Origin of the sequence: Coleofasciculus sp. G2-EDA-02, from assembly GCF_040226375.1 — a bacterium.
Classification (GTDB): domain Bacteria; phylum Cyanobacteriota; class Cyanobacteriia; order Cyanobacteriales; family Coleofasciculaceae; genus Coleofasciculus.
The window spans coordinates 1-8,284 of record NZ_JAVKEW010000022.1 but is presented as its reverse complement, the minus strand read 5'-3'; the positions used below and the strand labels follow the sequence as shown (position 1 = coordinate 8,284).

Genomic DNA, 8,284 nt, shown 5'->3' with positions numbered 1-8,284 from the left:
GATTAATGCTAATAGCCTAAGTGATGTGCTACTAGCGAATGGCTAGAAACAAGGGATGATTTGGTCATCTACGTGCCTCCGATGACCCGCCTTATATCCCACACCTAAAAGGATGTGGGATATAAGGCGCTTCGATAAAATTTTACAAATATTTACTAAGGGGTGTCAACTTCGTCGGGGGATAATATCATGTTCGGTTGAATACTTACATTCATTTTGATATCGCCCAAGGCAAATGACAGTGAACGCAGTTGAACGCATTGAGCAGGATTTAGCTAAGATGGAGGAAGCAATCGCACATCTAGCTTCCCAACTCCACGACAGTTACGCTACCTATGTGACCCTGTTGGGGCAAACGGTGCAAAAACATTTGAAACAGGCAAGTTATCAGGTTTGTACTCAAGGCTATCCAGACGCATTTTTAAGTTTGTCCTTCAATCAGCGCCAAAATCTACAGCAAGCCTTGCGTCAGATTGGTAAGGAAGGACAAGAGGAGTTAATCTTACACTTACAGCTTCCTCAAGACCTATCATCAATCCTGGAAGACGAGGATTTAGAACCCATGGCGGAGTCAACGGAATCCTCGGCTGAAACCACAGCAAACCCTTCCCCAGATTCAGCCCTCGCCCCACAAAAACCAATTCTGCCCAATCAACTGCTACAGTGGCAAGAGATGTTAGAAGATAAAATTGCTCTCACCTTGCAAACTGTTTCCGTGAAGACCAATCGTCTTTTACAACAAGAGGGTATTATTCCCGATAAACTACCACCAACTGTCCTGGAAGCGGCAACCAAAGCAGATGCGGCGGGTGAAAGCAGTCCCGGTTCAAATCTACTCAACCTTTTAGTCGAAACCCAAAGGTCGGATGATGACGATGATACAACCCTAACCCGAATTATTGCGGTTAACCTGCGCCTATCCGAAATTGAGTTTACTGAACCGCAATTAGTCAAAGTGCGGAATCAAATTCGGCACCTGATTGCCCATACCACTAAATTTCAGCAACAGTATCGCAAAAAACAACGGGAGTGGACAGTGGTTCAAGCCGAAGCCGCATGGCGTGCGAGTTGGTTTGAGGATTAGTCATTCGTCATTGGTTATTGGTCATTTGTCATTCATAATTCAGAAATTGTGGGTACAGAATTTCCAGATTGGACACGATTACAAAAAGCACTTTCTGTCGAAGCCGAAAAGGGCTTTACTGATTTGCAGGGGAATCAGTACCGTTTTAGTGAATTTCTCTGCCTCAGTTTAGGGAAAACACCAGACGGACTTCTACCTGTGGAACGGCGCAAATGGCAGTCCATTGCGGCTGAGTTTGGGCGTTATGATCATAAGACTGTTGAAGACCGTCAACATCTGGTAGCTGATACACGACAGTTTCTCCACAAGCTGCAACAGGAAATTCAGCGTCGGGAATGGGAAAAGACTCATCCGCCTCAAACCCCGACGGTTAAATCTCCCCAGACTACGCCTCTGGTTGGGGAAACATCCCAGTTAAACGTCAATTTTACCCTGGACTCACCTTTATCCGAGTTACCCGATATTGGTCGTCGCCGCAGTGATTTTTTAGGGCGTTTGGGAGTATATACGGTGCGAGATATGCTCTACTATTATCCGAGGGATCATATTGATTATGCCCGTCAGGTGAATATTAAGGATTTAGTCGCCGGGGAAACGGTAACGGTGGTGGGTACGGTGAAGCGTTGTAACTGTTTTACCAGCCCTCGAAATAAAAAGTTATCGATTTTTGAGTTATTACTTAAAGACAACACCGGTCAACTTAAACTGAATCGCTTCTTTGCCGGAAATCGCTACAACCATCGCGGTTGGCAAGAACAACAAAAGCGTCGCTATCCGGCGGGGGCGATTGTGGCGGCGTCAGGGTTAGTGAAAAAGAATAAGTATGGGATTACCCTAGATAACCCAGAAATTGAGGTTTTAGACCATTTGGGTGGGAGTATTGACTCCTTGAAAATTGGTCGAGTTATGCCCGTTTATCCTTTAACGGAAGGGGTACCCGCCGATTGGGTGAGACAGGCGGTGATGGCGGCGTTACCCGCAGTGAATCAACTGCAAGAACCGTTGCCGAAGGGGATGCGCCAGCAGTATGATTTGATGGGAGTGAGTGATGCGATCGCGAATTTACATTTTCCCACAGATACAGATACCCTCAGTCGTGCCAGACGCCGCTTGGTCTTTGATGAGTTCTTCTATTTACAGTTAGGATTTCTCCAGCGGCGGCAAATGCAGCGGCAAGTTCAATCCAGTGCCATTCTCGCGCCCACGGGGAAACTCGTTGAACAATTTTATCACCTGCTGCCCTTTGAACTCACCTGTGCCCAAAAACGGGTGGTGAACGATATTCTCAACGACTTACAAAAATCGAGTCCGATGAATCGTTTAGTCCAAGGGGATGTGGGTTCGGGGAAAACCGTGGTAGCTGTGATTGCGATTCTGGCGGCGATTCAGTCTGGGTATCAAGCGGCGTTAATGGCACCAACGGAAGTATTAGCAGAACAGCATTATCGTAAATTAGTCAGTTGGTTTAATTTACTCCATCTGCCCGTCGAATTGCTAACGGGTTCAGTGAAGGTGAAGAAGCGCCGGCAAATCCATTCCCAGTTAGAAACCGGGGAATTACCCCTGTTGGTAGGAACTCATGCATTAATTCAGGACCCCGTGAATTTTCAGCGCTTAGGACTAGTGGTGATTGATGAACAGCATCGGTTTGGCGTGGAACAACGGGCGCAGTTGCAACAAAAGGGACAATCCCCTCATGTGTTAACCATGACAGCTACACCGATTCCTCGGACACTGGCGTTAACCTTGCATGGGGATTTGGATGTGAGTCAGATTGATGAGTTACCGCCGGGACGCCAAACGATTCACACCACAGTATTAACCGGGAAAGAACGCCAAAACGCTTATGACTTGATGCGTCGAGAAATTGCCCAAGGGCGTCAAGCGTATATAGTCCTACCTTTAATTGAAGAATCAGAAAAATTAGATGTGCGATCGGCAGTAGAGGAGCATCAGCGACTCTCTGAGACTATTTTCCCACAGTTTCAGGTGGGATTATTACATGGGCGGATGAGTTCAGCAGAAAAAGATGAGGCGCTGAATGCGTTTCGGGATAATCAGACACAAATTATTGTCTCCACCACGGTGATTGAGGTGGGGGTAGATGTCCCGAATGCGACGGTGATGATGATTGAAAATGCGGAACGGTTTGGCTTGTCACAGTTGCACCAATTACGGGGGCGGGTAGGGCGAGGTTCCCATCAGTCCTATTGTTTATTAATGAGTGGGTCGAAAACCGATACCGCGCGTCAGCGTTTGGGGGTGTTGGAACAATCCCAGGATGGCTTTTTTATCTCGGAGATGGATATGCGGTTTCGCGGTCCTGGGGAGGTTTTAGGGCGGCGTCAGTCAGGGTTGGCGGATTTTGCCTTAGCCAGTTTGGTAGAAGACCAAGAGGTGTTGAATTTGGCAAGAGATGCGGCGGAAAAAATTGTGCTTGAGGATAAGGCGCTGGAGAGTTTGCCGTTAATTAAGGCGGAGTTGGACTATCGGTATTCTAAGTTAATGGGTGGGGCTATTTTAACCTAAAGGAATACTGTTGTAGAGACCGTCCATGTTTTGTCTCTACATAAATGATGCGTCCTAACCGCTATGGCGATTGCTATCATTCTGCTATGGTGTTGGGTTTCACTATCGTTCAACCCAACCTACTGGACTAGAGCCTTCTGCCTTTTAGCTTATTCGGCGAGAAACCCCACGTTCTAATCTTTGATTGAGCGTGGGATGAATCGCCAGTGAAAGGAAACTTGTTTTCATCCTGATGGTTGTCATAAGTGTGGTATTATTCTATATGAGGAGGTGATAAAATTGAAGCGAAGCAAAGACACGTTTAAACTGAATTATCAGTATCGAATTGTGCCAAGCAAACAGCAGGTTTATAAGCTAAAAGACTGGCTGTATAAACTGTGCCGGATACACAATTTGATGCTAGAAGAACGGTTTAAATGGTGGGAGTGTAACCGCACTCCAGTCAATGCTTGTCCAATTTTTGTCACCTATTTATCAGAACTAAAAGACCAACCAACCTATTATTCACAAAAACGGGCAACTCATTGGTCAAGGGAGTCCGACAAAGACTTGTACAAAGGGGTTCACTCCCAGGTAATTCAGGAAGCAATTAAGCGGGTAGAGGATACGTTTAATCGCTTCACTAAAGGCGATTCAAGTAGCAAGCGCAGCGGAAAACCTCGGTTTAAGTCGGTGCGGCGATATCGAACGTTTTCAATCCCACAGTTGAAGCCGGACTGCCTAAGTGTTACCGCCAATCCTCATCAGCGCAGAAACGGCGGCACACGGCGTGATATTGCTTGTATCAGCCTACCCAAGGTAGGTCAAATGAAACTAATCTACCATCGCCCCATCCCGGAAGGATTCACAATTAAGGCGGCACTGATATCGTGTCGTGCTGACGGGTGGTACATAACCCTAACATTGGAGGACAAGGCAGTACCTAGTCTGAAGTCACCAGAGCTAGAGGCTACCCAAGAGAACTCCCTTGGACTAGATGTGGGGCTAGAAAAATTTTGGACAAATTCAGACGGTGAGATTGAGCCAATTCAGCAGCATTACCGCAGGTCTGAGTCAAAGTTGGCAAAGTTGGCTAACCGCAAAGATAAGAAGTCTCACAAATCAGCATCACGGCGAAAGTTAGCAAAAAAGATATCGAAGCACCATCAGAGGCTACAACGCAAGCGGAAGCAGTTCCATTACGAGTCGGCTACACGACTGGTGAGCATGGACAAGAAGGTGTTCTTTGTCGAGGACATTAAACCGGGAAACTTGTCCATAAAAAACAAGCCAAAACAAGATGAAAATGGGAACTATTTACCAAATGGACAAAGTGCTAAATCAGGTTTAAATAAGTCAATTAATGATGCTAGTTGGGGTCAATTTCTTTCAATTCTCGCCTACAAAGCTGCAAAAGCTGGTAAGTCGGTGGTGAAGGTTAAACCCCATAACACAAGCCAGGTATGCTCTTGTTGTAACGCAAAAGTTGAAAAAGATTTATCTGTCAGAATCCATCACTGTTTATGTGGGTTTGTGCTAGACAGAGATTGGAATGCAGCGATTAACATCAAGAGAGTTGGGCTGGGCATATTCCCAACTATAAAACGCCGGAAGCGTAGCCAAAAGGCTGCGACAAAGGAAGCCTACACTGTACCTCCAGGGTCAGTGTAGGATGATGTCACTTTTCCTTGAACAGCGAGTTAAACTGGGCTTTGAGCGACGGCATATCTGCGATTCGTGACACCAGTACATTGGCGTTCCCGGCACCCTCTAGACGATCTTTCCAGTAGCGAATCCGCTCCGGGTGATTCATCCAAAATTGAATTACAGTATCCACCGCTCTATCCATATCCCATCCTTTCTGAGTCGGAACGGTTTCAACCGATTCTAAGAAGGCATCCAGGGTACATTGATAGGTTCCTAAGTATTCAACACCTGGGGCGGTGGCTTTTTGACTGACCTGCTGTTGATGATTAAAAAACTCTAAGACGGGCGAAACGCCTAGGATATCAAATGTATAGTTCATGGGATTAGACCTCTACTTTTACAGCCTTTATCCCCAATAATAATCAAAGCGATTGATTTTAGATTATCATTGTGAACAATTTTATAAAAATTTTATTTAACGGTCGAAGGCAAGTTCAAGTGAGTCGTGAAATTAGCACTCAATGACATGGAGTGCTAATAAAAACCAGAACAAATTCGGTGGTTTAGCAACAACTAAAAGAGCCAATGAGCAGCAAAACCTTAATGATGCAAGGGATGGTGCGATCAAACATCGCCGCTTTGGAAAATCGATTAGTGAATCAGAAGCGATCGCACTCCTTAAGGATATCTTACAGGTCTTAGCCTTTGTTCACCAACAGCAGGTGATTCACGGCGACATTGAACCAGCGAACTTGATCCGTCGTCGTGGTTAGAGAAATCGAATTCAGTTTATAATAGGGAAAGGGTGTTTACTGATTAATTAATTAATGGTATCTGGAACCTGTTCCCTATCCATCATGGTGGCGCGAACTGATATCCCATTCATGATGCATACAATTCCTCATATTGTGAGGATGTGTAATTTTCCGTTTACTCAACGTCTTTTAGCCGTAGATACAGCCCCATTGTCCGGTGACAAAGTGAATCGTCCGGGTGTGGGAACGATGGAACAACTCCGGAACTATTGTGATCAGCTACTCGCGGCGGGTGTGGTTGACAAAGTTGTTGATATTGATTACTCCCCGGATTACCAAAAACGGATCTATCAAAAACATTTTGGGACGAGGATACGCCAGAGCCATAACTATAAAGGCTATCCAATCCTCGGCACAATTTTCTCCATTGAAGAAGTTCCCGGAGACTACGTGGTTCACTTTGATAGTGATATGCTGATTCACCAGCAACCAGACTACAGTTGGATAGAAGAGGGAATTAAATTACTGCAAAACCATCCAGATGTGATGTCAGTTAGACCTCTGACTGGTCCACCCAAAGATGATGGTGAAATCAATCAGCGGGTTTCTTACGAACGAGATCCGCAGGGATTCTATAAATTTAAGTTTTTTAGCAGTCGTGTTTATCTGAGCGATCGCAAACGTTTTGATAGCTTACTTCCACTTCCGATTTTCTGGAGAACTTACAAAAATAAGGTATTGAATGGATTACCGATATCATTAAAAACCCAACTAAATTATTTAACTGGAAAAGGACAATTAGATTCTTGGGAAGTTATGGTATCAAATCGCTTGGAAGAAACGTCCTATGTTCGAGCGGTGCTGGATTCACCCAAAGCTTGGACTGTTCACCCCAAAAATCGGGAGCCAGAATTCATAAAAGCGCTCCCTAAACTGATTGAGAGGATTGAGAAAGGGTGGTATCCGCCCGAACAAGCCGGGTATTATGATCTTATTTTTGAGCATTGGTTATAAATGATATTCGTAACGATTCAGTTGGCTTACCATGAAACAAATGCAAACACTACGTCACCGGATTAGACTGTATAAAAATGATCTGGTTTCTGGATACTTTCACTTTCGGATCAACACCCTTGCTGATCCGTATACCATCCTTGGACGAGCGCAACCGTACAAAATTCTTTTTATTCTCAGCCACATGCGATCGGGTTCATCGCTACTCACTCATCTGTTAAATTCTAATTCCGAAATTATCGGATATGGAGAAACCCATATTCAATATGATTCCGAACAAGACCTTAAAAATTTATTTTTGAAAGTTTACTTACATTCACGAGAATTCAATAAACTGGAAGACTTGAACAAGTTACAGATGAATCATACATATGTTTTAGATAAAGTTTTACATGACAATAAATTTTTAACGGAAGATTTTCTAAAATCTCAGCAAATCTACGCTTTGTTTCTCTTAAGAGAACCCCAGAGAAGTCTAGCCAGTATTATGGACTTAAAACCCCATTGGGATGAAGAAACAGCTTACCATTACTACATTAAACGCTTATCAAGTTTAGTCAGCTATGCTCAACTCATTAATAGCAAAAAACGCAGTATGTTTTTGACTTATGAGCAACTCTTAAATCATACTGATTCGGTATTTATGGCTTTAAAGCAAGTTTTAGAAACCCGAGAAAATTTTTCCGAGCAATATGAAGTTCTCAGAACAACGGGAATGCCAAATGTAGGCGATCATAAGGGAAATATTAAAGCGGGTCGTATTATCAGAAATCAGAGAAAGTTAGAAAATATTATTTCTTCCGAGTTAATCGATAAAGCAAGGCTACACTTCGATAAATGCTCTGAAACCTTATCGGAATATTGCAGCACAATTAATAACAAACTATAAAATTAAAATTGTTTATTCTTTTAGAAATAGTTGAATACTTCCCTGTCCTGAACCTTTGGAAAAATCTTTAGACCAATATTTTGTTGTCTTATTCACGAGAAGCCCAGTTTCGGGGAATACTTAACCTGAAGTTCCCCCAGCCAAAAAATCAAAACTGCCTCACCGTGCGGCTTTGCGCGATTTTTTAGCCGCCCTACATGGGTACAATCGCTGAAACCTTGATGTAGCGAGGGTTTTCACCGATCTCTTGTCTATTGCAAAAATAGCGCGATCGCGCTATTTTTGCAAGTGCTACATGGGTACGATTTTTGAGGGCTTGAGCGCTCAAACCATTACGGTATAAGGCTTTAGCCTGGGCGCAGTACATCTGTATGGGGGGAACTTCAG

Annotated in this window: 8 protein-coding genes; 6 read left to right on the top strand and 2 right to left on the bottom strand. The window is 44.1% G+C overall.

Annotated features, from left to right (window positions below):
* Positions 1–241: 241 nt before the first annotated feature.
* The 3 genes from RLO19_RS01920 to RLO19_RS01910 all read left to right on the top strand — a co-directional run bounded on the left by RLO19_RS01920 (position 242) and on the right by RLO19_RS01910 (position 5,263).
* Positions 242–1,084 carry a hypothetical protein gene (locus tag RLO19_RS01920; protein WP_446353345.1) on the top strand — a complete coding sequence of 281 codons (843 nt, stop codon included), beginning with the start codon at positions 242–244 and terminating at the stop codon, positions 1,082–1,084.
* 48 nt (positions 1,085–1,132) lie between these two features.
* Complete coding sequence (recG, locus tag RLO19_RS01915) at positions 1,133–3,613, top strand: ATP-dependent DNA helicase RecG (RefSeq protein WP_446353343.1); 2,481 nt, start codon at positions 1,133–1,135, stop codon at positions 3,611–3,613.
* 279 nt (positions 3,614–3,892) lie between these two features.
* Positions 3,893–5,263 carry an RNA-guided endonuclease InsQ/TnpB family protein gene (locus RLO19_RS01910; protein WP_446353341.1) on the top strand — a complete coding sequence of 457 codons (1,371 nt, stop codon included), beginning with the start codon at positions 3,893–3,895 and terminating at the stop codon, positions 5,261–5,263.
* Positions 5,264–5,270: 7 nt separating this feature from the next.
* On the opposite strand, the gene RLO19_RS01905 is transcribed toward RLO19_RS01910, so the two are convergent.
* Positions 5,271–5,618, bottom strand: a complete 348-nt coding sequence (locus tag RLO19_RS01905) for a hypothetical protein (RefSeq protein WP_446353339.1) — start codon at positions 5,616–5,618, stop codon at positions 5,271–5,273.
* A 142-nt stretch (positions 5,619–5,760) separates the two neighbouring features.
* Between RLO19_RS01905 and RLO19_RS01900 the strand changes: the two genes are divergently transcribed.
* Genes RLO19_RS01900 through RLO19_RS01890 form a run of 3 tightly spaced genes read left to right on the top strand, consistent with a single transcriptional unit; the run spans position 5,761 to position 7,897 of the window.
* Positions 5,761–6,012 (top strand): hypothetical protein, encoded by a 252-nt coding sequence (locus RLO19_RS01900; RefSeq protein WP_446353347.1) that lies wholly within the window; start codon positions 5,761–5,763, stop codon positions 6,010–6,012.
* A gap of 54 nt (positions 6,013–6,066) precedes the next feature.
* Entirely contained in the window at positions 6,067–7,008 is a 942-nt protein-coding gene (locus tag RLO19_RS01895) for a glycosyltransferase family A protein (RefSeq protein ID WP_446353337.1), read from the top strand.
* A gap of 31 nt (positions 7,009–7,039) precedes the next feature.
* A complete protein-coding gene (locus RLO19_RS01890; protein ID WP_446353335.1) occupies positions 7,040–7,897 on the top strand; it encodes a sulfotransferase family protein in 858 nt (285 codons plus the stop codon).
* 193 nt (positions 7,898–8,090) lie between these two features.
* Here RLO19_RS01890 and RLO19_RS01885 read toward each other — a convergent pair.
* The coding region (locus RLO19_RS01885; RefSeq protein ID WP_446353333.1) for a hypothetical protein at positions 8,091–8,284 on the bottom strand (194 nt) is incomplete at its 5' end.

Coding starts and splice junctions, on each gene's coding strand:
- RLO19_RS01905 (WP_446353339.1), bottom strand. CDS start 5,618: ATGAACTATACATTTGATATCCTAGGCGTTTCGCCCGTCTTAGAGTTT.
- RLO19_RS01900 (WP_446353347.1), top strand. CDS start 5,761: ATGACATGGAGTGCTAATAAAAACCAGAACAAATTCGGTGGTTTAGCA.
- RLO19_RS01895 (WP_446353337.1), top strand. CDS start 6,067: ATGGTATCTGGAACCTGTTCCCTATCCATCATGGTGGCGCGAACTGAT.
- RLO19_RS01890 (WP_446353335.1), top strand. CDS start 7,040: ATGAAACAAATGCAAACACTACGTCACCGGATTAGACTGTATAAAAAT.